Origin of the sequence: Mesorhizobium sp. NZP2234, from assembly GCF_013170765.1 — a bacterium.
Classification (GTDB): domain Bacteria; phylum Pseudomonadota; class Alphaproteobacteria; order Rhizobiales; family Rhizobiaceae; genus Mesorhizobium; species Mesorhizobium loti_D.
Genome location: NZ_CP033364.1, coordinates 3424314 through 3448503 on the forward strand (window position 1 = coordinate 3424314; position 24190 = coordinate 3448503).

At 63.7% G+C, this 24190-nt stretch carries 22 protein-coding genes and 1 pseudogene; 15 read left to right on the forward strand and 8 right to left on the reverse strand.

What is annotated here, in order from left to right:
* Window positions 1–140: 140 nt before the first annotated feature.
* The 4 genes and pseudogenes from hflK to EB230_RS16825 all read left to right on the forward strand — a co-directional run bounded on the left by hflK (window position 141) and on the right by EB230_RS16825 (window position 4082).
* Window positions 141–1254: pseudogene (gene hflK / locus EB230_RS16810) on the forward strand (FtsH protease activity modulator HflK).
* The gene (locus EB230_RS16815) at window positions 1254–2225 is read left to right on the forward strand and encodes a protease modulator HflC (protein ID WP_172373244.1); all 972 of its coding nucleotides are present in this window, start codon (window positions 1254–1256) and stop codon (window positions 2223–2225) included. Before hflK ends, EB230_RS16815 begins: the two are co-directional and overlap by 1 nt.
* Before the next feature lie 3 nt (window positions 2226–2228).
* Window positions 2229–2417 (forward strand): DUF2065 domain-containing protein, encoded by a 189-nt coding sequence (locus EB230_RS16820; protein WP_056573074.1) that lies wholly within the window; start codon window positions 2229–2231, stop codon window positions 2415–2417.
* 150 nt (window positions 2418–2567) lie between these two features.
* Complete coding sequence (locus EB230_RS16825) at window positions 2568–4082, forward strand: DegQ family serine endoprotease (protein ID WP_056573072.1); 1515 nt, start codon at window positions 2568–2570, stop codon at window positions 4080–4082.
* A 32-nt stretch (window positions 4083–4114) separates the two neighbouring features.
* Here the strand turns inward: EB230_RS16825 and EB230_RS16830 are convergent, their stop codons facing one another.
* Together EB230_RS16830 and serB are read right to left on the reverse strand one after the other, a co-directional pair.
* Window positions 4115–4687 (reverse strand): GNAT family N-acetyltransferase, encoded by a 573-nt coding sequence (locus tag EB230_RS16830; protein ID WP_172373246.1) that lies wholly within the window; start codon window positions 4685–4687, stop codon window positions 4115–4117.
* Entirely contained in the window at window positions 4684–5571 is an 888-nt protein-coding gene (gene serB, locus EB230_RS16835; RefSeq protein WP_081295090.1) for a phosphoserine phosphatase SerB, read from the reverse strand. The genes EB230_RS16830 and serB overlap by 4 nt, the downstream gene beginning before the upstream one ends.
* On the opposite strand from serB, the gene miaA reads away from it, so the two are divergent.
* Complete coding sequence (gene miaA, locus EB230_RS16840; protein ID WP_172373248.1) at window positions 5561–6526, forward strand: tRNA (adenosine(37)-N6)-dimethylallyltransferase MiaA; 966 nt, start codon at window positions 5561–5563, stop codon at window positions 6524–6526. The two genes, serB and miaA, sit on opposite strands and share 11 nt — an antisense overlap.
* A 105-nt stretch (window positions 6527–6631) precedes the next feature.
* Window positions 6632–7423 carry a GGDEF domain-containing protein gene (locus EB230_RS16845; RefSeq protein ID WP_056573060.1) on the forward strand — a complete coding sequence of 264 codons (792 nt, stop codon included), beginning with the start codon at window positions 6632–6634 and terminating at the stop codon, window positions 7421–7423.
* Between the two features lie 227 nt (window positions 7424–7650).
* Here the strand turns inward: EB230_RS16845 and EB230_RS16850 are convergent, their stop codons facing one another.
* On the reverse strand, window positions 7651–9483 hold the full coding sequence (locus EB230_RS16850) for an ATP-binding protein (protein WP_172373250.1): 1833 nt from the start codon (window positions 9481–9483) through the stop codon (window positions 7651–7653).
* A gap of 154 nt (window positions 9484–9637) precedes the next feature.
* On the opposite strand from EB230_RS16850, the gene EB230_RS16855 reads away from it, so the two are divergent.
* Genes EB230_RS16855 through EB230_RS16865 form a run of 3 tightly spaced genes read left to right on the forward strand, consistent with a single transcriptional unit; the run spans window position 9638 to window position 11088 of the window.
* Window positions 9638–10201: an XRE family transcriptional regulator gene (locus EB230_RS16855; protein ID WP_172373252.1), complete on the forward strand. Its 564-nt coding sequence runs from the start codon at window positions 9638–9640 to the stop codon at window positions 10199–10201.
* Window positions 10202–10205: 4 nt separating this feature from the next.
* Entirely contained in the window at window positions 10206–10514 is a 309-nt protein-coding gene (locus tag EB230_RS16860) for a hypothetical protein (protein ID WP_172373254.1), read from the forward strand.
* A gap of 46 nt (window positions 10515–10560) precedes the next feature.
* Entirely contained in the window at window positions 10561–11088 is a 528-nt protein-coding gene (locus tag EB230_RS16865) for an N-acetyltransferase (protein ID WP_172373256.1), read from the forward strand.
* A gap of 12 nt (window positions 11089–11100) precedes the next feature.
* Here EB230_RS16865 and EB230_RS16870 read toward each other — a convergent pair whose 3' ends face one another.
* The gene (locus EB230_RS16870) at window positions 11101–11988 is read right to left on the reverse strand and encodes a LysR family transcriptional regulator (RefSeq protein ID WP_056573048.1); all 888 of its coding nucleotides are present in this window, start codon (window positions 11986–11988) and stop codon (window positions 11101–11103) included.
* 121 nt (window positions 11989–12109) lie between these two features.
* Between EB230_RS16870 and EB230_RS16875 the strand changes: the two genes are divergently transcribed.
* Window positions 12110–13261, forward strand: a complete 1152-nt coding sequence (locus EB230_RS16875; protein WP_172373258.1) for a gamma-butyrobetaine dioxygenase — start codon at window positions 12110–12112, stop codon at window positions 13259–13261.
* Window positions 13258–13842 carry an HD domain-containing protein gene (locus EB230_RS16880; protein WP_056573046.1) on the forward strand — a complete coding sequence of 195 codons (585 nt, stop codon included), beginning with the start codon at window positions 13258–13260 and terminating at the stop codon, window positions 13840–13842. The genes EB230_RS16875 and EB230_RS16880 overlap by 4 nt, the downstream gene beginning before the upstream one ends.
* A 227-nt stretch (window positions 13843–14069) precedes the next feature.
* Here the strand turns inward: EB230_RS16880 and EB230_RS16885 are convergent, their stop codons facing one another.
* From EB230_RS16885 to EB230_RS16895, 3 genes are all read right to left on the reverse strand, one after another.
* Complete coding sequence (locus EB230_RS16885; RefSeq protein ID WP_056573042.1) at window positions 14070–15878, reverse strand: NAD(P)/FAD-dependent oxidoreductase; 1809 nt, start codon at window positions 15876–15878, stop codon at window positions 14070–14072.
* A 26-nt stretch (window positions 15879–15904) separates the two neighbouring features.
* Complete coding sequence (locus EB230_RS16890) at window positions 15905–16975, reverse strand: 2,3-butanediol dehydrogenase (protein ID WP_172375097.1); 1071 nt, start codon at window positions 16973–16975, stop codon at window positions 15905–15907.
* 213 nt (window positions 16976–17188) lie between these two features.
* Window positions 17189–19111 carry a sigma-54-dependent Fis family transcriptional regulator gene (locus tag EB230_RS16895; RefSeq protein WP_056573038.1) on the reverse strand — a complete coding sequence of 641 codons (1923 nt, stop codon included), beginning with the start codon at window positions 19109–19111 and terminating at the stop codon, window positions 17189–17191.
* Between the two features lie 354 nt (window positions 19112–19465).
* Here EB230_RS16895 and EB230_RS16900 point away from each other — a divergent pair, with 354 nt between their 5' ends.
* Both EB230_RS16900 and ilvN read left to right on the forward strand, forming a co-directional pair.
* On the forward strand, window positions 19466–21247 hold the full coding sequence (locus EB230_RS16900; RefSeq protein ID WP_172373260.1) for an acetolactate synthase 3 large subunit: 1782 nt from the start codon (window positions 19466–19468) through the stop codon (window positions 21245–21247).
* 77 nt (window positions 21248–21324) lie between these two features.
* Window positions 21325–21900 (forward strand): acetolactate synthase small subunit, encoded by a 576-nt coding sequence (gene ilvN, locus EB230_RS16905; protein WP_010910160.1) that lies wholly within the window; start codon window positions 21325–21327, stop codon window positions 21898–21900.
* 22 nt (window positions 21901–21922) lie between these two features.
* Here ilvN and EB230_RS16910 read toward each other — a convergent pair whose 3' ends face one another.
* Entirely contained in the window at window positions 21923–22318 is a 396-nt protein-coding gene (locus tag EB230_RS16910) for a metalloregulator ArsR/SmtB family transcription factor (RefSeq protein ID WP_056573030.1), read from the reverse strand.
* A 186-nt stretch (window positions 22319–22504) separates the two neighbouring features.
* Between EB230_RS16910 and EB230_RS16915 the strand changes: the two genes are divergently transcribed.
* Together EB230_RS16915 and EB230_RS16920 are read left to right on the forward strand one after the other, a co-directional pair.
* Window positions 22505–23464 (forward strand): acyl-CoA desaturase, encoded by a 960-nt coding sequence (locus EB230_RS16915; RefSeq protein WP_065005572.1) that lies wholly within the window; start codon window positions 22505–22507, stop codon window positions 23462–23464.
* Between the two features lie 123 nt (window positions 23465–23587).
* Window positions 23588–24184: a LysE family translocator gene (locus EB230_RS16920; RefSeq protein WP_056573508.1), complete on the forward strand. Its 597-nt coding sequence runs from the start codon at window positions 23588–23590 to the stop codon at window positions 24182–24184.
* Window positions 24185–24190 lie beyond the last annotated feature (6 nt).

The window sequence follows — 24190 nt, forward strand, 5'->3', positions numbered from 1 at the left end:
AAGGGTCGCTACCGGGCCAAAAGGGATGATGTCGGCGGCGCATCGCGTTGAAAGCGCGCCGTGGCGTCCCTATAGAAGAACAACACTGGATTTGCGCCGTAACTCCGGCGCTTGAGGGAATTCCAAGCGAAAGGACATTCATGCCCTGGAACGACAAGAGTGGCGGAGGCGGCGGCCCGTGGGGCGGCGGCGGTAACAATCTGGGCCCCTGGGGGCAGGGGCCAAAGGGCAAGCGGCCCGCAGGGCTCGCCGCCCGACCTCGAAGACATCATTCGCCGCGGCCAGGACCGGCTGCGGCGCGCTCTGCCCGGTGGCGGCGGTGCCAGTCCGGCCGTTTTCGGACTGATCGCCGCGGTGCTGGTGGTGCTGTGGGCTTTCCAGGCGGTCTACACAGTGCAGCCGGACGAGGTCGCGGTCGAACTGCGTTTCGGCAAGCCGAAGGCCGAGCTTTCCCAGCCGGGGCTGCATTTCCATTGGTGGCCGCTTGAGACCGTCGAGACGGCCAAGATTTCCGAGCAACTCGTCGACATCGGCGGCGGCAACACCAGCGGCAACGGCCTGATGCTGTCGGGCGACCAGAACATCGTCAACGTGCAGTTTTCGGTGGCCTATCAGGTCTCCGATCCCCGCGCCTATCTGTTCGACGTCTCCGATCCGGACGGCATGCTGCGGCAGGTCGCCGAAAGCGCCATGCGCGAAGCCGTCGGCCGCAGGCCGGCGCAGGATATCTTCCGTGACGACCGCCAGGGCATAGCGGCCTCGGTGCGCGAGATCATCCAGACCACGCTCGATGGCTACAAGGCCGGCCTGCAGGTGAACGCCATCTCGATCGAGGACGCGGCGCCGCCACGCGAAGTGGCCGATGCCTTCGACGAAGTGCAGCGCGCCGAGCAGGACGAGGACAAGTTCGTCGAGCAGGCCAACCAGTATTCCAACCAGAAGCTCGGCCAGGCACGCGGCGAGGCCGCACAGGTCCGCGAAGACGCGGCCGCCTACAAGAACCGGGTGGTGCAGGAAGCCGAAGGTGAGGCGCAGCGCTTCATCTCGGTCTACGACGAATACGCCAAGGCGCCCGATGTCACGCGCAAGCGCCTCTATCTGGAAACCATGGAGAAGGTTCTGAAGGACTCGAGCAAGGTCATCGTCGAACAGGGCAACGGGCAAGGGGTCGTCCCCTACCTACCGCTGCCGGCATTGCAGCAGAAAGCGCCGGCTCCGGCCGCGCTTGGCGCGAACACGGGAGGTAACCAGTGATGGGCAACCGTCTCCCCGTTTTCGTCGTCATCGCGGCGGTCATCCTGTTCCTCATCTATTCCTCGGTTTTCGTGGTCAATGCGCGCCAGCAGGCGCTGGTGCTGCGCTTCGGCGAGATCGTCGACGTCAAGACCGAGCCCGGCATCTACTTCAAGGCGCCGTTCTCGTTCTTCGACGCCGACACGGTGCAGCTGATCGAGAACCGGGTGCTGCGCTTCGACCTCGACAACATCCGCGTCCAGGTTTCGGGCGGCAAGTTCTATGAGGTGGACGCTTTCATCGCCTATCGCATTTCGGATCCGCGCGTGTTCCGTGCCGCGGTGTCCGGCCAGATCGAACTGGCCGAGGCGCGGCTCAGGACCCGTCTCGACGCTGCCTTGCGCCGCGTCTACGGTCTGCGCGATTTCGAGGCCGCTCTCTCGGAAGAGCGTGCGGTGATGATGCGCGAAGTGCGCGATCAGCTCCGGCCCGACGCCACCTCGCTCGGCCTGCAGATCGAGGATGTCCGCATCCGCCGCACCGACCTGACCGCCGAGGTCTCGCAACAGACCTTCGACCGCATGAAGGCCGAGCGCCTGGCCGAGGCCGAAAGGCTGAGGGCACGCGGCAACGAAGCGGCGCAGCGCATCCGCGCCCGCGCCGACCGCGAAGTTGTCGAGATCATCGCCGAGGCGCAGAAGGAATCGGAAATCCTGCGCGGCGAGGGAGAGGCCCAGCGCAGCGCCACCTTCGCGCAAGCCTATCAGCGCGACCCGGCCTTCTTCGATTTCTACCGGTCGATGAACGCCTATGGCACGGCGCTGGACAGCACCGGGACGACCATGGTGCTGTCGCCGAGCTCGGAGTTCTTCCGCTACTTCCGCGATCCCGACGGCAAGGAAGGGCCGGCGAAACAGACGCCGCCGGCACCGGCCGCACCGGCGACGGCACCCGCAGCGCCGACGACACAACCCAACACCGGCCAGCAATAGCCGGTGCAGGACTTCTTCGCGGCGATAGGCCTGGTCCTTGTCATAGAGGGCCTGGTCTATGGCGGCTTTCCCGGTTTCGCGCGGAAGCTCGCGGGCGAGGTGCTGTCGATGCCGGAGAACGCATTGCGGATCGCGGGGCTGGTCGCCATCGCCATCGGGGTCGGCATCGTCTGGCTGGTGCGGGGCGGATGAGAACCACCGGTTTTCATCTTCGGCAAAACGGAGGATTTATCCTCCGCCGCTGGTCGTAGCCGCAAACGTGCCGTATTTTTTGCCAACATGGCGCAACGCGGTGTTTTTGCCGTTGCGCTTTCTCTTTCAGAAATACCGGGAGGCTTCTCGATGACATCAACACTCCTTTTGCGCGCAGCACGGCGGACATTCATAGCCGGCACGGCGGCACTTCTTGTCGGCACCGTCGCCTTCCCGTCCTTCGTGACGCCGACCTTCGCGGCCGACGGACCTGCTTCGGTGGCAGACCTCGCGGAAGGCCTGCTCGGCGCGGTGGTCAACATCTCGACCTCGCAGACGGTGAAGGGTACGGAAGGGCCGGGTGCCGTGCCGATGCCGCAGCTTCCAGAAGGGTCGCCCTTCCAGGACTTCTTCGACGATTTCTTCAAGAACCGCGGCGGCGACAAGGATAATGGCGCGCAGAAGGTGCAGTCGCTGGGATCCGGTTTCGTCATCGACGCCGAGCAAGGCATCGTCGTCACCAACAACCACGTGATTGCGGACGCCGACGACATCGAGGTCAATTTCTCCGATGGCGTGACGCTGAAGGCAAAGCTGGTCGGCACCGACACCAAGACCGACGTCGCGGTGCTCAAGGTCGATCCGAAAGGCCACAAGCTCACCGCGGTGAAGTTCGGCGATTCCACCAAGATGCGCGTCGGCGACTGGGTGATGGCGATCGGCAATCCGTTCGGCCTCGGCGGCACGGTCACGGTCGGCATCGTCTCGGCGCGCAACCGCGATATCAATTCCGGCCCCTATGACGATTTCATCCAGACCGATGCGGCAATCAACCGTGGCAATTCCGGCGGACCGCTGTTCAACAGCGCCGGCGAGGTCATCGGCATCAACACCGCGATCATTTCGCCCTCTGGCGGCTCGATCGGCATCGGCTTCTCCATCCCCTCGCAGCTCGCCTCGGGCGTCGTCGACCAGTTGCGCCAGTTTGGCGAGACGCGGCGCGGCTGGCTCGGCGTGCGCATCCAGCCGGTGACGGACGACATCGCCGAGAGCCTCGGCATGACGACCGCCAAGGGGGCGCTGGTGGCCGGCGTCATCAAGGGCGGACCTGTCGACAACGGCACCATCCAGGCCGGCGACGTCATCATCAAGTTCGACGGCAAGGACATCCATGAAATGCGCGACCTGCCGCGCGTCGTCGCCGAAAGCCCTGTCGGCAAGGCAGTCGACGTGCTGATCGTGCGCAAGGGCGTCGAGCAGACGGTGAAGGTGACGCTCGGCCGGCTCGAGGATGGCGAGAAGCTCGCCAGCGGGGAGAATGGCAACACCGACCAGGACAAGGGCGACAAGGCTCCGGCCGTTTCGACCGCCTCGGTGCTCGGCATGACGGTGGGCGAGCTCAATGACGAGACGCGCAAGAAATTCAGCATCGCCGCCGATGTCTCCGGCGTCGTCATCACGGACGTGGCCAAGGACTCGGCCGCCGCGGAGCGTGGCATCCAGCCGGGCGAGGTGATCACCGAGATCGCGCAGGAATCGGTCGCCACGCCCAAGGATGTCATGGACAGGATCGGCGCGCTGAAAGAGCAGGGGCGCAAGAACGCGCTTCTGATGCTGGCGTCGAAGACCGGCGAGTTGCGCTTCGTGACGATCCGGATGGATTGAGTTTTCAATCCACCGATCTATCAAAAAGGCGGCTAACGAGCCGCCTTTTTTCTTGCCTGCCAACCGTCGCGAGAGAGCCGATAGAGCACATGCCGCTTGAGCGCGGGATGGCTGTCGGGAATGCCGGGATGATCGAAGTCAGCCGATGGATCGGCCGTCATGCCGAGGCGTTTCATGACGGCGGTCGAACGGTGGTTTTCCGCGACGGCGAAGGAGACGATTTCGTCGAGACCAAGCGTCTCGAAACCGTAGGCAAGCCATGCCTCGGCGGCCTCGGTGACATAGCCCTTGCCCCAGAATTCCGGAGCCAGCCGCCAGCCGATTTCGATCGTGCCGACCGGCAGGACGTCCATGTCCTCGGTTCCTGATAGCCCGACAAAGCCGATGCAGTCGCCCGTGGCGGCAATCTCGGCCGCGGCGAAGCCATAGCCATCCTCATCGATCCATGCGCGGACCTCGTCCATCTTGGCGTCGGCGGCGGCGCGGTCGCGACGGAACGGGAAGAATTCCATGACGCGCTCGTCGGAATTGATGCGATGGAAGAGCTCGCGGTCGCGCTCTTCCCAGTTGCGCAGGACCAGCCGCTCGGTACGCATTGGTTTCATTGCGCAAATTCTTCCTGGCGATAGCCCTGCAAATAGAGCAAGGCCGTCAGGTCGCCATGGTCGATGCGCACCTTTGCCTGCGCCGCCACCGTTGGCTTGGCATGAAGCGCCACGCCGGTGCCGGCGAGGCGGATCATGTCGAGATCGTTGGCGCCGTCACCGACGGCGATGGCGTCGGCGGGTGTCAGTCCAAGGCGCGCCGAAATTTCGAGCAGCGCGTCGGCCTTGGCGGCGCGACCCAGGATCGGCTCGCCGACCAGGCCGGTGAAGTGTCCATCCTGTTCGAGCAGGCGGTTGGCGCGGTTTTCCTGAAAGCCGAGCATCGCCGCGATGCGTGTGGTGAAGACCTCGAAGCCGCCCGAGACCAGCGCTGTCCAGGCGCCGTTGGCGCGCATGGTCTGGACCAGTTCGCGGCCGCCCGAGGCCAATGTCAGCCGGTTGGCGACGATGCGGTCGACGACGGCGGCATCGAGCCCCTTCAACAGCGCGACGCGTTCGCGCAGAGCCGGTTCGAAGGCGATCTCGCCGTTCATCGACCGCGCGGTAATAGTGGCAACGCGATCCTTGACACCGATCTCGTCGGCCAGTTCGTCGATGCATTCCTGGTCGATCATGGTCGAATCCATGTCGGCGATGAGGATTTTCTTGCGACGCGTGTCCGCCTGCTGGACGGTCACGTCGACCGGTTCAGCGGCCAATGCGGCGCGCAAGGCGTCGGTGATCCCGGCGATGTCAGCCCCTTGCGGCAAGGCAAGATCGCAGGCAATGCCTTCGGCCAGCCAGACGACGGTGCTTGCGCCCACCGTCCGCGAGGCCATATTCGCAAGCGACCCCGACAGAGCGCGGTCAGCGGGACGGGAAACAAGCGTGGCAATGAGCGGCATCGAGAATTCCGGCGCGGATGCGGGCGAAGGCCGCGTGAAGAATGCGATCCTGATAGCCGGGCCGACCGCCAGCGGCAAGTCGGCGCTGGCGCTCGATCTGGCCGAACGCACAGGCGGCGTCATCGTCAACACCGATTCCATGCAAGGCTATTCGGTTCTCGACGTGCTGACCGCCAGGCCGCAACCGGCCGACCTCGCGCGGGTGCCGCATTTTCTCTACGGCCATGTCCATCCCGGTACCGCCTATTCGACCGGCGCGTGGCTACGCGACGTGATGAAACTCATCGACGACGGAGCGCTGTCGCGGCGGCCGGTCTTCGTCGGTGGCACGGGCCTCTATTTTCGCGCGCTGGCCGAAGGCATTTCGGAAATGCCCGATATTCCGCCGCGCATCCGCGACCGCTGGCGCTACGAGCTGAAAGAGCAAGGCGCGGTCAAGCTGCACGGGCTGCTGCTGCGCGAGGATTCGAGAGCCGCCATCCAGCTGAAGCCAACCGACAGCCAGCGCATCGTGCGTGCGCTCGAAGTGCTCGACGCCTCCGGCCGATCGATCCTGGAATGGCAGGCAGAGCGCGGCCGGCCGCTCATCGACAGGCAGACGGCCCGTTTCCTGGTCATCGAGCCGGATCGGGCCGCGCTGGTCGATCGCATCGAAAGGCGCTTCGACCAGATGCTGGACAAGGGCGCGCTGGAGGAGGTCAGGCAACTTGCAGCCCTTCGCCTCGATCCGGACCTGCCGGCGATGAAGGCGATCGGCGTTCGCGAACTGCAAGCGGCGATGGCCGGCCTATCCAGCTTTCCCGAAGCGATCGAGCGCGCCAAGATCGCTACCCGGCAATATGCCAAGCGGCAAGCGACCTGGTTTCGGCACCAACTGGGGCCGGAATGGCAAAGATTGCGCCGGGATGACGATCTCGAAACCACGATCCAAACACTTGTTGCTAATACAACTTAAAAAGTTGACCTAGAGGGAACGGTTCCCGTCGAGGTTGTCGGAGTTAACGCTCCGTAAGGCGGTCCGTGCCATAAGGTCGACGGGCACTTTTCCATTGGGGAGCAGATGCGTTTCCATAAGGCGGAATCCGCTTTTTTCGTCTTTATTTTCGTGATCCTGGCCGCTGGTCTGGTGACGCTGCACGCCTATGGACTCATGCAATCCTTCGCCACGGAACTCCATACCCAGTCGGGCCTGGACAAGGTCATCTACCTCAACAAGCTGTTGTTCGCGACCGGCGTTCTGCTCGCCACAGCGCTGTTTTTCGGCATCTTCTTCATCTACCCGCTGATCCGCAAACAGGCGACGGAAGAAGGTAAGCTGCGCGCCATGACGGTTTCGCTCAGCGCCCGCTCCGAAACGCTCGAGCACGCCGCCCTGACGGATGGCCTGACCGGCATGCAGAACAGGCGCTATTTCGATGATGCGCTGAAGGAATATCTCGAGGAGTTCCGGCGCATCGAGAAGCCGGTCGGGTTGATGATCCTCGATCTCGACCATTTCAAGCAGGTCAACGACACGCACGGCCATGACGTCGGCGACGAGGTGCTGAAGGCCGTCGCCAGCTGCCTGAAGGACATGACACGCTTCCACGATGTGGTGGCTCGATTGGGCGGTGAGGAGTTTGCCGTGGTCACGCCCAATATGGAGGCGGAACTGCTGGGCAAATTCGCCGAGCGCATCCGCAAGGCCATCGCCAACATGTCGATCCTCTCGGGCAATGTCAGGCTCAAGATCACCACCAGCGTCGGGCTCGCGGTCTGGGACCGGAAGGAAACGGCGGAGGAGTTCTACCGCCGCGCCGACCGCCAGCTCTATGAGGCGAAGAGGCAAGGCCGCAACCGCGTCTGCGCCTAAAATCCCGCCACTAAATTCGTGATGCTGGCCGCTTGATGCCGACTTCTGCGCTTCCGGTGCTCACGGACCAAAAGTCCGCTTCGCTCCGGTTCTCGAAGGCGACACCAACCGACTCAGCCTGACGAATTTCCTGACGGGATTTATCCAAGCTGGCGAACGAAGCCAGGTACTTGGATCCCTTGAGGTAAATTCTCAGAAGTATCGGCAGATGGACGTAGCGCCCAGACCTAGTCGTTCTGGGGGCGCAGGCCGAAGGTGGCGGGCTTCAGGCCGTAGCGCATGTCGAAATCGTCGTCCGACGGCACGCGGGCGGTCGCCGGCTTTCGATAGTCGGGGTCGCCGGCCTGGCGGCCGGAATCGACCACCTCGGCGAAGGCCATGGCCTGCGGAGTCGGTTTGGGCACGTTGCGCAGCCGCTCGACGATCGCCACCAGATCGACATCGTCGCCGGCCTTCGGCGCCTCGGCTTCTTCGCGTTTGGCCGTACCGGGCAGCAGGTGGGCGGGCAGCTTTTCAAACTTCAGCCGCATGGTCGTCGCCACGCCTTCGCCGAAGGCAATGGCCTCGCGCTGGCCCATGGACGACAGGAAGGCAAGCGTGGAGGCGGAAGAGTCGGCGATGGCCGAGCGGATGATCGCCTGGTCCTGCTCGTTGGCGAGCCGCATAGCGAAGAAGGTCGAGCATTGCGACAGGATGGTCGGGTCGAGCTCGCCCGGACGCTGGGTGACGACGCCGAGATAGCAGCCATATTTGCGGCCTTCCTTGGCGATGCGTGACAGGGCGTGCCGGGTCGGCGCGAAGCCGAGACGCGGATCGGCCGGCATGTAACGATACGCTTCCTCGCACAGAAACAGGAGCTGCAGCTTGCCCTCGCTCCACAGAGCGAGATCGAAGGCCAGGCGCGCCAGCACCGAGCACACGGAATTGACCACTTCGGAGGGCATGCCGGCCATCTCGAAGCAGGTCACCGGGCGGCCGTGATGCGGCACGCGGAAGATGTTGCCGATCGTCTCGTGGATGGTGTCCTCGATCAGGCGCGAGCTGAACATGAAGCGGTAGCGCGGATCGGCGGCAGCCGATTCGATGCGCGTCTTCAGCGACTTCAGGATCGGACGGTCGTTCTTGCTTTCGAGCATCCCCATGCGCTCGTCGATCTGCTTGAGCAGGTCTGCGATCCGGTAAGGCACCGGCGTATCGGCTGTCAGCGCATCGTTGCCGCGCCTGAGATAGGCGCCTGAATTCGGGTTGCGGTAGAGGTTCTTGGCGAGCGGAATAAGGTCGCGCAGAGCGTCGATCTCCTCCGGGACCGTCTCACGGCCACGGAACAGCACTTCGGCGAATTCCTCGAGCTTGAACATCCAGAACGGCAGGTCGAGAGTCTTGGAATCGACCTTGACGCAATATTCGGGCAAAGAGCCGGCGAACTCATTGTGCGGGTCGAGGATCAGGATGCGCAGGTCGGGCCGCGCCGCGATCGATTTGCGCAGCAGCAGCGAGACAGCGGTGGACTTGCCGACGCCCGTGGTGCCGACAATGGCGAAATGGCGCGCCAGCGTGTCGTCGATCGCGATGTTGGCGGCGATCCCTTCGTCCTGGGACAGCGAGCCGATGGTGATGGAATGGCGGCCGGCCAGATCGTAGACCGCCTGGAGATCACGGCTGCGGATCCGGTGCGCGACGGCGCCGATATGCGGATAGGTGGTAATGCCGCGGTCGAATATCGGCTTGGCGCCCGGCTCGGCGGGGTCCCGCACTTCGCCGATCAGCTCGATGCTGACCTCGATGGCGTTCTGGCCCTCACTGCTCCAGGCACGGTCCGACTTGCCTATGGCATAGACCAGGCCGACGGTTCGCGTCGTGCCCAGATTGATCGAGATCATCTTGCCGACCGTCCACAGGCCGGTGACCGCACCGTCGACATCGTCGGCATAAGCGCTGATGGTGGCGCGCGCGCCGTCGCATTGCACGACGTTGCCCAGGATGCGCCGGTCGTTCTGCTCTGCGTTGCGGCGCTCCTGCGATGTCGGTTCTCCGACGGAAGCTTCGCGTTCGACATACATGGACAGGCCAATCCCCATTTCCCTGGAGATCGGATCCTACCGAAGCGGGGTTAAGGTCGGATGAGGCTGGATGGTGTAGAGAGGATTAAGCGCCTGTTGAAAATTGTCACGAGAGGGCGCTTTTCCATCGTCGGAATTTCGTTATAATGGACGAATGGATGATATAGCGAACGATATTTCTACGACTATCGGCAGACGAATTCACACCGAAAGGACCATGCGGGACTGGTCGCTGGCCGAACTCGCCGAGCGGTCCGGTGTCTCCAAGGCGATGCTGAGCACGATCGAACGCGGCATGACCAGTCCGACGGCGTCCCTTCTGGTGCGTATTGCGGCGGCCTTCGACATGACGCTGTCGACCCTTATCGCCCGGGCGGAATTGCAAGGCGGCGGGCTGCTGCGCGAGGCCGACCAGCCGGTGTGGCGCGATCCGGACACAGACTATGTCAGGCGGCATTTGTCGCCGGCCTGCGACATGCCGCTCGAACTGATCAAGGTGCATCTGCCCGCGGGCGCCAGGGTCAGCCTGCCGGCGGCCTCCTACGCCTTCATCAAGCAGCAGATCTGGCTGATTTCCGGACAGCTCGAATTCACCGAGGGCGATGTGGTGCACAGGCTGGAGCCCGGCGACTGCCTGGCGCTCGGGGCGCCGTCGGACTGCATCTTCCATGCCCTGGGGGCGGGCGCCGACTATCTTGTCGCGCTGGTCAGGGGCTGACACGATGGCAAGACGACCAAAACGCTCCCACAATGGGGGGCCGCCTCTTGACGACTACAAGGGGCCGCCATGGGGCAAGGGTGATCCCTTTATCTTCCTGGCCTGGCAGGCCGCGCATGCCAAGGCATGGAAGGCGCCAAGCCACGAAATCATGCTGATGCGCATGGACAAGGCCGAGCGGCTGGGCCTGACCTATGAGGAATACACACTCGAGATCCTCGAGCGCGGACGGCATCTCAAGGAAGAAGACACCGAGCGCATCAGCGCCATCAAGGCGGCGCGCAAGCGGCGGCGCGTGCGCCATCTCGACTGATGCCGGCGCGCTATCGACCCCATTCATCGTTTCCAGAGGACTGGCCATGAATTCCATCGAGATCGGTGCCCTGAGCGCCAGTGCGGAAACACTGGCAAAGCTCGCTGACCTGCTGGTCGCGACAGTTGCCGGCGGTGGCTCTGTCAGCTTCATGCATCCGCTGGCGCCGGAAGCGGCAAGCGCATTCTGGGAGAGGTCGCTGGCGGCGGCGGCAAAAGGCGAAAGGGTGGTGCTTGGCGCATGGGACGGTCATGTCCTGGCCGGCACTGTCACCTTGCTGCTCGACTGCCCACCCAACCAGCCGCACCGGGCCGAAATCGCCAAGCTGATGACATCGGTCGAATACCGGGGCAAGGGCATCGGAACGCGCCTGATGCGGGCCGCGGAGCGTCTCGCCGTCGAGAGGGCGCGCACGCTGCTGGTTCTGGATACGGCGACGGAAGAGGGCGCGTCAGGCCTCTACGAAAAACTCGGTTTCACCCTGGCTGGGGAAATTCCGGACTATGCGCTGAAGCCGCATGGCGGGCTGACTGGCACGCTGATCTACTGGAAGCGGATCGGCGCCGGGTCGTGATGGCTCACGCCGTCACGCAGAGGCTTCCCTGGACAGGTAGCTCAGCAGCCACTGGCGGAAATCCTGTTCGGCACTGGTCAGGCGCGCGGTCGAGGCCCTGGTCAGGAAATGGCCTGAGGTGCTGGAGAGCTCGAAATCGGAAAGCGGCACCAGGCTTCTGCTCTTGAGCGCTGCGTCGACAAGCGGCCGCGACCCCAGAAGCACGCCGGCTCCAGAACTCGCCGCTTCCATGGCGGCGACAAAGCTGTCGAAGCGATGCGACCGTTGGGGGTGGCCGGCCAGTCCGGCCGCCGCGAACCATTCCGACCACATTTCGCGCGCGCCCGCGACCAGAAGCAGCGGCAGGGATGTCCAGTCGGCGGCACCGGCCAGGGCCGGATTTGCCACCGGCACAAGGCGTTCGGCGGTCAGCCTTTCGGCCTCGCGCCCGGGAAAGGATCCGTTGCCGAAACGGATGTCGAGCGCGGAGCCCGGCAAATCGTAGTCGGTCGGCCGGTGGATCGTCACCAAATCGAGCTGGATACGCGGCAGCGCTTCGGCGAGATCGGGCAGCGCTGGAACCAGTATCAGCAGGGCGAAGGAGATCGGCACCCGGATCGAGACGGTCTGGACGGCGCGCGGCTCGAACAGTTCCGTCGTGCTGCTGGAGATGGTGGCGAAGGCCGACTGGATGTGGGGCAGGTAGGCGGCGCCCTCGGGCGACAGGGCGACACCACGCGCAAGCCTTGAAAACAGCCGCGTCTTCAATCGTTCCTCGAGCAGCCGGATATGCTGGCTGACGGCGGCCTGGGTCAGGCCGAGTTCGGCCGCTGCCGCCGTGAAATTCGACAGTCGCGCCGCAGCCTCGAAACTGCGCAGCCAGTCGAGCGGGGGCACTGCGGGAATGGGCTTTTGAGGCATTATAAATTTATGGTCTTTGGCCAAAAAATGATAATTTGAGTTATGCCTTTCCTGTCGCCAACATGCAATCGAAACCTCACGGATCGGGCCGTGGGGCGCAACGGACAGGAACGGCATTCCCATGCTCACCCACGCGCTGGTTGGCGACGAAGGCAGGACAATCGAACTCGGCTGGCAAGACGGGAGGCGCGCGCGCTTTCACGCCATGTGGCTGCGTGACAATGCGCTCGACGACAAGACGCGCAGCGCCGGCAACGGCCAGCGCCTGATCACGATTCTCGACATTCCGGCCGAGACGAGGATTGGCGCGGCCACCATAAAGGCCGGTGCGCTGGAGGTCAGCTTCGTGCCGGAAGGAAAAACGGTCAGCTTTCCAGCGCAATGGCTGAGCGCAAACGCCTATGACCGCGACGAGCCCCGCGAGCCCGGCTGGACAGGCGATATCATCCAGCGCTGGACCAAGGCGACGATGCAGAATTCGGTACCGCGCGCCAGATACGCGGCGGCCCTTCACGGCCGCAGCGTCCTGCGCGAATGGCTTTCGGCGGTGAGGACCTACGGCTTTGCCGTGATGGACGGTCTGCCGGCTGAATCCGGCGCACTGTGCAAGGTCTCCGACCTGTTCGGTTACATCAGGGAGACCAATTACGGCCGCTGGTTCGAAGTGCGCGCGGAGGTCAACCCGAACAATCTCGCCTATACCAATCTCGGGCTTCAGGCACACACCGACAATCCCTACCGCGACCCGGTGCCGACGCTGCAGATCCTCTCGTGCATCGAGAATACGGTGGAGGGCGGCGAGTCGAGCGTGGTCGACGGTTTTGCCGTCGCGGCCGCGCTGCAGGCTGAAAACCCCGACGGCTTCCGGCTGTTGAGTTCCTGTCCGGCACGCTTCGAATATGCAGGCTCCTCGGGTGTGCGGCTGCAGGCGAAGCGGCCGATGATCGAACTCGGGCCGGATGGCGAACTCATCTGCATCCGCTTCAACAACCGCTCGCTGGCGCCTGTCGTCGACGTGCCGTTCGCCGACATGGATGCCTATTATGGCGCCTATCGCCGGTTCGCCCAGCTGATCGAGGATCCCTCTTTCGAGGTGACGTTCAAACTGGAAGCGGGGCAGGCCTTCATCGTCGACAACACGCGCGTCATGCATGCCCGCAAGGCGTTTTCCGGCACCGGAAAGCGCTGGCTGCAAGGCTGCTACGCCGACAAGGACGGCCTGTTGTCGACGCTTGCCGCGATCGAGTACAGCTTCAAGGAGGCGGCGGAATGAGCGGCCGGGATCTGAACGCCGACAACATCGTCGAGTTTATCGCCGACATCTTTGAGCGCCGGGGCGCCGAATCCTACCTCGGCGAGCCGGTGACGATGTCCGAGCACATGCTGCAGGGGGCATGGCTGGCGGAACAGGACGGCGCGCCCGACGCGCTGGTGGCAGCCGCGCTGCTGCACGACATCGGCCATTACACCAGCGAATTCGGCACCTATTCGCCCGACGATGTCGAGGACAAGCATCATGACGAGGCCGGAGGCGAAGTGCTGGCGCCGTTCTTCCCGCCTGTCATCGTCGAGTGCGTGAGGCTGCACGTCGCGGCCAAGCGCTATCTCTGCGCCACCGACCCGACCTATTTCTCCAAGCTGTCGCCGGCTTCGGTGCATACTCTGTCGCTGCAGGGCGGACCGATGAGCGCCGACGAGGTGGCCGACTTCCGCAAGAATCCTTTCCATGAGGAAGCGGTGCGTGTCCGCATCTGGGACGAGGGCGGCAAGATCGCGAACATGAAGACGCGGGCGTTTCGCGACTATGTGCCGTTGCTGCAGCGCGTCGTGCGCGATTTCGCCAATCGCGCCTGACCGCGGTCCATCACCGGGAAGGACAGCCCATGTGTTTCTGCTTCAATGGCGCAAACGCGCTGGCTGCATTCCGGTCGGAGACCTGTCGCGAGCGTTCGCCTGACGCGTCGTTTTTCGGCCCATTGTCGATCGCGCCTAGCTGAAACGAAGCACCCGCGCGGCGGAAGCGCCGCGCGGGGCCGGCCTTGCTGATCGCAGGAGAGGAGGGGACTCCTGGGGATAGGCAGCTAGGCCTTGTGGTGAACCTGTTGCAGCCCATAGACCGGCGTCGGCAAGCCGACCTGCCGTGCTTTCAGCTGCAGCGACAGATACTGCGAATAGTGGCGCGACTGGTGGAGGTTGCCGCCATGGAACCACAGTGCCTCCTGCTGGGTCGGCTTCCACATGTTGCGCTGCTCGCCTTCCCACGGGCCGGGATCCTTGGCGGTGTCGGAGCCAAGGCCCCAGACCTTGCCGACCTTGTCGGCCACCTCCTGCGAGATGAGGTCCGCGGCCCAGCCGTTCATCGAGCCATAGCCGGTGGCATAGATCACGAGGTCGGCCGGCAATTCGGTGCCATCGACGAATTTGACGCCGGTCTGGGTCAATTCCTGCACCGCGGCACCTGGACCGCTCTTGAGCTTGATCGAGCCGTCGATGACGAGATCGCAAGCGCCGACATCGATATAGTAACCCGAACCGCGGCGCAGGTATTTCATGAACAGGCCCGAACCGTCATCACCCCAGTCGAGCAGGAAGCCGGCCTTCTCCAGGTCCGCGTAGAACTTCGCGTCACGTTCCTTCATCTGCTGGTAAAGCGGAATCTGGAACTCGTGCATGATGCGGTAGGGCAGGGAGGCGAAGATCAGGTCGGCCTTGCGCGTCGTCATGCCGTTCTCGACCGCCTGCTCCGAATAGAGCCCGCCGAGCCCGATATCCATCAGCGTGTCGGACCTGACGATATGGGTGGAGGAGCGCTGCACCATGGTGACGTCGGCGCCTCCCTCCCACAGTGCCGCGCATATGTCATGGGCGGAGTTGTTGGAGCCGATGACCACGACCTTCTTGCCGCGGTACTTGTCTGGACCCGGATGGGTCGAGGAATGCTGCTGTTCGCCCTTGAAGATGTCCTGGCCCTTGTATTTCGGCCAGTTCGCCTTGCCGGACATGCCGGTCGCGAGCACCAGCTGCTTGGGCTTGAGCACGATCTCCTCGCCGTCGCGCTCTACGACGACGGTCCATTCCTTGGCCTTCTCGTCGTACCTGGCGGATTTGGCTGTTGTGGAGGACCAGTAGTTCAGCTCCATCACCTTCGTGTACATCTCAAGCCAGTCGCCGATCTTGTCCTTCGGCGCGAAGACCGGCCAGTTCTTGGGGAAGTCGATATAGGGCAGATGGTCGTACCAGACCGGATCATGCAGGCAGAGCGACTTGTAGCGCTTGCGCCAGGAATCGCCCGGGCGTTCGTTCTTTTCGATGATGATGGCCGGCACGCCGAGCTGGCGCAGGCGGGCACCCAGCGCAATGCCGCCCTGGCCGCCGCCGATGATCACGACATAGGGCTGTCTGCTGCGGCCGAGTTCGGCGATCTCGTCGTCACGCTCCTCGCGCCAGGATTTCCTGTCCTTGCCGTGACCATGCTTTGCTCCGAGCGGTCGGGTGAAGCCGGACTTCTCCTCGTGTCCCTTCAGTTCAGCCATGGTGGTGAGCAAGGTCCAGATAAGGTCGCCCTTGAAGCGCACCAGGCCGAAGCCGCGCGCCGCCCTTGTCTCGAAGGTGATCCAGGCAGTGGTGACACCGTCCGCCTCGCTTGCTTCCTCGCCTTCGGCGACCTTCCAGTCGCTTGGTCCGGTTTCAGCCAAGGTTGCCGTCAGCATGTCGCGGACCTGGTCCTGGCCCTCCATCGTCTTCAGGTTCCAGGTAAAGGTGACGAGATCGCGCCAGTAGCAATCCGCCTGGAAACAATTGGCGGCTGCGTCTATGTCGCCGTCCGCAAGCGCCTTGCCGAACTTGTCGAGCAGCGCCTGCGCCTTCGTGGTGGGGGTTCTCTCAAGCATGGTTTCTCCTCCGGTTGTCAAATTGATCAGGAAAGGTCGATGAGGATTTTCAGCTGGGTTCCGGCAGGATCGAGCAGGGCATCGAAACCGCCGGACACCGCCTCCGCAAGACGTATGCGCCTGGTGACCACCTTGGAGGCAGGCAACTGTCCCGAACTGATGAGACGGATGACACGCGGCCACAGATGCGTTGGATAGGCCCAGGAGCCGCGGATATCGACGTCCTTGAACGTGACCTGGAACCAGTCGAGCGGGTTCTCGTGCGGATGCAGGCCGGTTTGCACGACGACACCCTGCTTGCGCACAGCCGCGAGGCAAGCCTTCAGCGCATGTTCGTTGCCGACGCATTCGATGGCGATATCGCAACCGACACCGCCTTCGCTCGCGGCGCGCACCGCCTCATCCACCTTGTCCCGCTTCGGATTGAGTGTCACCACGCCAGGCAGGATCGAACGCGCCATCTCCAGCCTGGTGTCGTTCAGGTCGGAGATGAACAGTTGGGTTGCGCCCGCGGCGCGCGCGGCCAGCATCGTCAGAATGCCGATCGGGCCGGCGCCGGTGACCAGCACAGAGCTTCCCGCGCTTACCCCACCACGGTCGCAGGCATAGACGGCGACCGCGGTCGGCTCGACCAATGCGGCTTCCTCATCGGACATTTCGTCTGGGATGCGCTCGACATTGTAGTCGTTGAGCAAGGCGGCTTCCGCCATGCCGCCGCCGATCCAGCTCAAGCCCGCCAGCGCAAGCTTGTCGGACAGATGGTAGAGGCCGCGCGCGGCATAATAGTCTCCCGAGCGCGGCATGATCAGCGGCTGCACCGCCACGCGGTCGCCAACCGAGACAGAGGTCACGTCGTCGCCGACGGCCTCGATGACGCCGCCGAATTCATGTCCAAGCACCTGCACGCCGCTGGCGCCGGTGAACGGATGCGGCTCCGTCGGTATGAAGATCGGCCCGTAACTGTATTCATGCAGGTCGGTTCCGCAGATTCCGACAAACCTGTTGCGGAGAACAACCTGTCCCGGCCCCGGCCTTGCCGGCCTGGGAATGTCCTCGATGCGCAAATCCCTGGCGGCATGAAAGCGCAGGGCCTGCATGCTCCGCGCCGCGGCTGCAAGATTGACCGCGTTCTGTGTCATGGCTTCTCCTCCAAGTTCCATGTGGGTACCTGGAACGCGAAGCAAGCAGCATGCCAACCGTACTGCTGAGTCGGAAATCGTAATAAAATCAGCATCATCTAGCGGTTTCTGCTGTCATGGGCTGTTGCGGCGGTGTTGCGCGTGCCATGGCGCGCCACAGCGGACGCAACACTAATTGGGCGCGTCCAGCCGCAGCCGCTTCATGCGGCGATGCACCGTCGTGCGGTCGACACCAAGACGCCGCGCGGCCTCGGAGATGTTCCAGCCAGCGGCCGCGAGAGCATCCAGCAGTGCCGCACGCTCGTCCTCGGGCGACGGAGCGCGCAGGGCAACCAGTCTGGCGGGCGCAGCAAGCGGCGTCAGGTATGGCAATGCGAAGTCGGGCAGGTCGGCTGGCTCGATCATCCCGCCCTCGCAAAGCGTCACCGCCAGATCGATGGCGTTTACGAGTTCGCGGATGTTGCCGGGCCAGCGGTGACGGATCAGCGCCAGGCGCGCCGCGGGCGAGAGCTTGGCTGTCCGGCCGGCAAGGTGGGCGCGCTGATCCACCAGTCGGTCCAGCAGCCATTCGAAATCGGTGCGTTCGCGCAGCGCCGGCAAGGTCAGCGAGGCCGCGTTCAGCCGGTAGAACAGATCCTCGCGGAAACGTCCCTCTTCGACCAGCTTGCGCAGATCATGGTGCGAGGCCGAGATGATCTTGATGTCGACCTGTCGCGGCTCGATGCCGCCGACCGGGACCAGTTCGCGTTCGGCGATCACGCGCAGCAGCCGCGATTGCAGGGGGTAGGGCATGTCGCCGATCTCGTCGAGGAACAGCGTGCCGCCGTTGGCGGCCTCGATCAGTCCCTTGCGCCCCTTGGCGGCGGCTCCGGTAAAAGCACCGGCGACATGGCCAAAAAGTTCGCTCTCGATCAGATGTTCAGGAATGGCCGCGCAGTTGATGGCGACAAACGGGCCGGGCCGCTGCGCACAATCGTGGATCGCGCGGGCGAGATATTCCTTGCCGGAGCCGGTCTCGCCATGGATCAGGATGGGAATGGTCGTGCGCGCCAGCTTGGCGGCACGCAGTTGCGTGGCAGCCATCGCCGGATCGCCGCCGGAAAGGTCGCCGATAGGCTTCGGTACCGCCTCGACCGGCGCGCGGCGTCCGGTCGCCGGCTGCGGTTCGATGGCGTGCGCGAACAGCGCGCTGCCGCTGCGGCCGAACACCAGCCGCTCCTCGGTCGGGCGGCCGCGTGTCAGGCTCGGCAGATCGTCGACGCTGACATCGAGATAGCGCGAGATCGACTGGCCAATGGGGGAGGGCGAGTGCCGCCAGTCGACACCTCCGGCCTGCGCCAGAAGCAGCGCTCCGCCACGCGTCGTGCCAAGGATGCGGCCCGAGGCATCGAGGGCGATGGCCGCCTCGGGGTCGACGTCGAGGAATTCCGGCGAACGGGAAAAACGCAGCACCCATTCGGAGTGCATCTGGGCCATCAGATTGGCGAGCTCGATGCGCCGCGCGGAAGCCGTCACCAGGTGCAGCGCCAGGTTCTGGCTGATCTTCGGCTGCGGGGAGCGCAGCAGGGAAATGTCGAGCACAGCGGCGAGCTCGCCATTGGTGTCGAAGATCGGCGCGGCGGTGCAGGAGAGCGGCGTGTGGGTCGTGTCGAAATGGTCGGTCTGGTGGATCGTCATCGCCTCGCCAGTGACGATGCAGGAGCCGACACCGCAGGTTCCGGTGCGGCTTTCCGACCATTCGGAGCCGAGATAAAGCCCTGCCGTGCGCAACTGGTCCATGAACAGGGGATCACCGAGGAAGTCGACGGTGACGCCCTTCGCGTTTGCCAGCAGCAGCACATAGTTCTGGCCCGCCACCTGCTTGAAGAGGGTTTCCAGGCCGCTGCGGGCGATCGCGATCAGCCGCTCGGACTGTTCGCGATGTTCGCGCAACTGGGTATCGGGGACGATATAGGCTTCCGTCGGCCGGGCCGGGTCGAGCCGGTGGGTGTCCACACAGCGTAGCCAGGACTTGACCACGACATCGTCGCGGGCCGATGTCCTGCCGGACAGGACCTGCTCTATTTCCCGGATATGCTCCCGTTCGCCAGCCACGCGTCCTCCTCCCAAGGCAACGTTTAGCCTGGCATAGTGGTGCGACGGCCGCATGGGCTCAACTGTACTATGGTAGCGCGTGGCTTATCGCGTTATCGCGAGACGGGGCCGATCTCACAGGCGAGTGAATTCGCATTATCCCCCATTGACGAGCCCGCGACTCCACCTTTATGGTTCGCCACCATGAAAAAGGCACTCATTCTCGTAGGAAGGCGCGTGGGCAAGGCGGTGTAACCGCCGGGCGAAATCCTACCATGCGCAACACACAGGCTCCCTCGGGGGCCTTTTTTATTGCCTGAAACACGACTAAACGACCAGCAATCGCCAGATGGCGGACAGTACGGGACCAGACCGATGAGCAATGGACAGAACGGGCGACGTGAAATGACGGGCGCCGAAATGGTGGTGCAGGCGCTGAAGGACAATGGCGTCAAGCACGTCTTCGGCTATCCGGGCGGCGCGGTCCTTCCGATCTATGACGAGATTTTCCAGCAAGACGAGGTCGAGCACATTCTGGTGCGGCACGAACAAGGCGCGGGCCATGCGGCCGAGGGCTATGCACGCTCGACCGGCAAGGCCGGCGTCATGCTGGTGACTTCCGGCCCCGGTGCCACCAATGCGGTGACGCCGCTGCAGGACGCGCTGATGGATTCGATCCCGCTGGTCTGCCTGACGGGGCAGGTGCCGACCTCGCTCATCGGTTCCGATGCGTTCCAGGAGTGCGATACGGTCGGCATCACGCGGCCCTGCACCAAGCACAACTGGCTGGTGAAGGACGTCAATGAACTCGCGGCGACCATCCATGAGGCCTTCCATGTCGCGACGACCGGCCGGCCTGGTCCGGTGGTGGTCGACATTCCGAAGGACGTGCAGTTCGCCAAGGGGTTCTACGTCCCGCCGCAGATCGCGCCGCGCACCAGCTACCAGCCAAAGGTCCAGGGTGATCTGGAGAAGGTCAAGGCGGCGGTCGATCTGATGGCCAATGCCAAAAGGCCGATCATCTACAGCGGCGGCGGCGTGATCAATTCCGGTCCGGAAGCGAGCCACCTGTTGCGCGAGCTGGTCGACCTCACCGGTTTCCCGATCACCTCGACGCTGATGGGGCTCGGCGCCTATCCGGCGTCGGGCAAGAACTGGCTGGGCATGCTCGGCATGCACGGCACCTACGAAGCCAACATGGCCATGCATGATTGCGACGTGATGATCTGCATCGGCGCGCGCTTCGACGACCGTATCACCGGCCGGCTCAACGCGTTCTCGCCGAATTCACGCAAGATCCACATCGACATCGATCCGTCGTCGATCAACAAGAACGTGCACACCGAAGTGCCGATCATCGGCGACGTCGGCCGGGTGCTGGAGGATATGGTGCGGTTGTGGCGGGCAACCGCCAAGGCCGACAAGAAGGCGCTCTATCCCTGGTGGGAGCAGATCGCCAAATGGCGCGCGCGCGATTCACTGGCGTTCAAGATGAACAACGACGTGATCATGCCGCAATACGCCATCCAGCGGCTCTACGAACTGACCAAGGACATGGACACCTACATCACCACCGAGGTCGGCCAGCACCAGATGTGGGCGGCGCAGCACTATCATTTCGACAAGCCGAACCGCTGGATGACGTCAGGCGGGCTGGGCACGATGGGTTACGGCCTGCCGGCGGCGCTCGGCGTGCAGATCGCCCATCCCGACGCGCTGGTCGTCGACATTGCCGGCGACGCTTCGGTGCAGATGACGATGCAGGAGATGAGTGCGGCCGTGCAGCACGACGCGCCGATCAAGATCTTCATCCTCAACAACCAGTACATGGGCATGGTGCGCCAATGGCAGCAGTTGCTGCATGGCAACCGGCTGTCGCATTCCTACACCGAGGCGATGCCGGACTTCGTCAAGCTGGCCGAGGCCTATGGCGGCCACGGCATTCGCTGCGAGAAGCCGGACGAGCTGGACGATGCCATCAAGGAGATGATCTCGGTCAGGAAGCCGGTGCTGTTCGACTGCCGCGTGGCGACGCTTGCCAATTGCTTCCCGATGATCCCGTCAGGCAAGGCGCATAACGAGATGCTGTTGCCGGACGAGGCCACCGACGAGGCGGTGGCGAATGCCATCGACGCCAAGGGCCGGGAACTGGTGTAATCGACGAGCCAAGGCAGGGCTTGTCGAAAGAAGCCGTGCGAAAACAATAATCAGATCAAGAATTTGAGATCCATGTCATGAACGCACAGCACCTTCAACCGACCGGCTCCGCCTACTTCATCGCCAAGGAAACGGAGCGGCCGGAGATCCATACGCTTTCCGTGCTGGTCGACAACGAGCCCGGCGTGCTCGCCCGGGTCATCGGCCTGTTTTCCGGACGCGGCTACAACATCGAGAGCCTGACCGTCTCCGAGACCGAACATGAGAAGCACCTGTCGCGCATCACCATCGTGACGCGCGGCACGCCACATGTGATGGAGCAGATCAAGAACCAGCTCGAGCGCATCGTGCCGGTACACCGTGTGGTCGATCTGACTGTCCGCTCGCACGAGCTTGGGCAGGAGCGGCCGCTGGAGCGGGAACTGGCGCTGGTCAAGGTAGCCGGTTCCGGCGAGGCTCGCGTCGAGGCGCTGCGGCTGGCGGACGCCTTCCGCGCCAGCGTCATCGACGCCAACACCGAGCATTTCATCTTCGAGATCACCGGCAAGGGCTCGAAGCTCGACCAGTTCATCGCCATCATGAAGCCGCTCGGCCTGGTCGAGATCTGCCGCACCGGCGTGGCGGCGATGAACCGCGGCCCGCAAGGCATGTAAGGCCCGTCACGTCGGCGTCGGATCAGTCCTGGGGTTTTGCCGGCGGGACCTCGCTTTTGCCGCTGGCCAGGGCCTTGCTTTCCCTTTTCAGTGGACGTGACACGGGGCAGACATCCTGAACGAAGCCGTTCAGGGTGTTCACCAGGTTGTTCTCGACCAGCGAGTAGTGGATGAACTGTCCCTGCCGCTCCCTGGCGATGAGGCCTGCCGTCTCCAGAATGTTCAGGTGCTGCGAGATCGATGGCTTCGACATGTCGAAGCGCGCCGCGATCTCGCCCGCGGTCAGCGAGGAATGGGCGAGATAGGCCAGAATCCTGCGCCGGGGTGCCGAAGAGAGCGCCTCGAACACGCGCTGTATCGCGCCGCTGGCGCCGATGCCGGCCTCAGCGTCCGATGCCTGTTCAGTTTTCTCGACCACTTTGCGACCTCGTAATCACAGGCGCCATGGAGACGCTTGTCGGAATTTTCCGGACATCATTTAGACTATTGCCTAAATACCTAATCTGGGCATAATAGATGATTAGCTTACTGCCTAAATATGGCGCGAGGCGCCGAAAGACAAGGCTGTGGTTCGGAAAATGTTCATGCGAGGGAGGGGTTCCCGATGAAGACCATATCCACGGGCAGAATGATTTCTCGACAAGACAGCGACGCGCGCGATGGCAGGGTTGTCTGGATGCCGGCCAAGTCGATCTGGGTCGGCGCGATGACTGTCGTTGCCATCGTGTTCGGGCCGCTCACCTTCAGCTGGAGCGCCCTTGCGCTGTTCGTGGTGACGACAGCGGTGACGATCTGCGCCGGACACTCGGTCGGGATGCATCGCCTGCTCATCCATCGCTCGTTCAAGGTTCATATCTGGATCGAACACGCGCTGGTCTATCTCGGCGTGCTGGTCGGCATGGCCGGCCCGTTCGGAATGATCCATGCGCACGATATCCGCGACTGGGCGCAGCGGCAGACGGCCTGCCACGACCTGCATGCCCACCGCCAGCCCTTTTTCATCGACGCCTTCTGGCAGATGCATTGCGTGGTCGCCTTGCGCAATCCGCCTGACTTCGTCATCGAGCCGTCGATCCGGAATGACCGGTTCTACAAATTCCTCGAGCGCACCTGGATGCTGCAGCAGCTGCCATGGGCCATTGCCTTCCTGCTGCTTGGCGGCTGGAGCTGGGTGGTCTGGGGCATCGCGGTGCGTGTTTCCATGTCCCTCACAGGACATTGGCTGGTCGGGCATTTCGCGCATCGGAGCGGCGACCAGGGATGGTGTGTCGATGGCGTGGCGGTGCAGGGCTACAATCTGCCGCGTTTCGGTTTGGTGACGTTCGGGGAGAGTTTTCACGGCAACCATCACGCATTCCCCGAATCCGCCAGGCTTGGTCTTGAACGGGGACAGATCGACCTCGGCTGGATCTTCATCCGGGTTCTTGCCGGCCTTGGTCTCGCGCACAGCGTGAAACTTCCGGAAAATACTCCAAGACGGAAGGGGTTGCGCCGCCTGCGCGGCGGGCAGCCGGCCATGACTGCCGCCGACAACCGGCTGCCGGCGCCGTCTCACGTCAGATGAAGGCGTCCCGGGTTCGACGGGCTGAGTTACGATCGACATGGCCGGCGACTGCTGGACCAAAGGATTGCGGTTGCGTCTGACGTGTTCGCTATCTATGTCAGCATTGCTGACCTTGTGGACCCGATGTCACTCGACGCATTCCTCGCACTGCTCGTCTATGCCTTCGTGACCTCGATCACGCCGGGGCCGAACAACCTCATGCTCTTGGCCTCCGGCGTCAATTTCGGCATCACCAGGACGATCCCGCACATGCTGGGCATCAGCATCGGTTTTCTCGTCCTGTTGCTGGCCGTGGGTTTCGGCCTTGGCGCGGTGCTGACGGCGTTTCCGGCGCTGCACAATGTCCTCAAGGTCGCTGGCGCCGCCTATCTGCTCTACCTCGCATGGAAGATCGCCACGTCGCGCTCACTGAGCGGCAAGGGTGAGGCGGAAGCGCGGCCGATGCGCTTCATCGATGCGGCGGCATTCCAGTGGGTCAATCCCAAGGCCTGGGTGATGGCGATCACCGCCATGGCTGTCTACACGAACCCCGACCACCCCTTCATCTCGGTAGCGCTGATCTCGTTCGCCTTCGCCGTGGTCAACCTGCCCAGCGTCTCGGTGTGGGCGGGGTTCGGCACGGCGTTGCGTGGATTTCTGTCGGACCCGGTACGGTTGAAATGGTTCAACATCGCCATGGGCGTGCTGCTGGCGGCGACGCTGTGGCCGATGCTGAAATAGGGGTCC

Coding starts and splice junctions, on each gene's coding strand:
- EB230_RS16815 (WP_172373244.1), top strand. CDS start 1,254: ATGGGCAACCGTCTCCCCGTTTTCGTCGTCATCGCGGCGGTCATCCTG.
- EB230_RS16825 (WP_056573072.1), top strand. CDS start 2,568: ATGACATCAACACTCCTTTTGCGCGCAGCACGGCGGACATTCATAGCC.
- EB230_RS16830 (WP_172373246.1), bottom strand. CDS start 4,687: ATGAAACCAATGCGTACCGAGCGGCTGGTCCTGCGCAACTGGGAAGAG.
- miaA (WP_172373248.1), top strand. CDS start 5,561: ATGAGCGGCATCGAGAATTCCGGCGCGGATGCGGGCGAAGGCCGCGTG.
- serB (WP_081295090.1), bottom strand. CDS start 5,571: ATGCCGCTCATTGCCACGCTTGTTTCCCGTCCCGCTGACCGCGCTCTG.
- EB230_RS16845 (WP_056573060.1), top strand. CDS start 6,632: ATGCGTTTCCATAAGGCGGAATCCGCTTTTTTCGTCTTTATTTTCGTG.
- EB230_RS16850 (WP_172373250.1), bottom strand. CDS start 9,483: ATGTATGTCGAACGCGAAGCTTCCGTCGGAGAACCGACATCGCAGGAG.
- EB230_RS16855 (WP_172373252.1), top strand. CDS start 9,638: ATGGATGATATAGCGAACGATATTTCTACGACTATCGGCAGACGAATT.
- EB230_RS16860 (WP_172373254.1), top strand. CDS start 10,206: ATGGCAAGACGACCAAAACGCTCCCACAATGGGGGGCCGCCTCTTGAC.
- EB230_RS16865 (WP_172373256.1), top strand. CDS start 10,561: ATGAATTCCATCGAGATCGGTGCCCTGAGCGCCAGTGCGGAAACACTG.
- EB230_RS16870 (WP_056573048.1), bottom strand. CDS start 11,988: ATGCCTCAAAAGCCCATTCCCGCAGTGCCCCCGCTCGACTGGCTGCGC.
- EB230_RS16875 (WP_172373258.1), top strand. CDS start 12,110: ATGCTCACCCACGCGCTGGTTGGCGACGAAGGCAGGACAATCGAACTC.
- EB230_RS16880 (WP_056573046.1), top strand. CDS start 13,258: ATGAGCGGCCGGGATCTGAACGCCGACAACATCGTCGAGTTTATCGCC.
- EB230_RS16885 (WP_056573042.1), bottom strand. CDS start 15,878: ATGCTTGAGAGAACCCCCACCACGAAGGCGCAGGCGCTGCTCGACAAG.
- EB230_RS16890 (WP_172375097.1), bottom strand. CDS start 16,975: ATGCAGGCCCTGCGCTTTCATGCCGCCAGGGATTTGCGCATCGAGGAC.
- EB230_RS16900 (WP_172373260.1), top strand. CDS start 19,466: ATGAGCAATGGACAGAACGGGCGACGTGAAATGACGGGCGCCGAAATG.
- ilvN (WP_010910160.1), top strand. CDS start 21,325: ATGAACGCACAGCACCTTCAACCGACCGGCTCCGCCTACTTCATCGCC.
- EB230_RS16915 (WP_065005572.1), top strand. CDS start 22,505: ATGAAGACCATATCCACGGGCAGAATGATTTCTCGACAAGACAGCGAC.
- EB230_RS16920 (WP_056573508.1), top strand. CDS start 23,588: ATGTCACTCGACGCATTCCTCGCACTGCTCGTCTATGCCTTCGTGACC.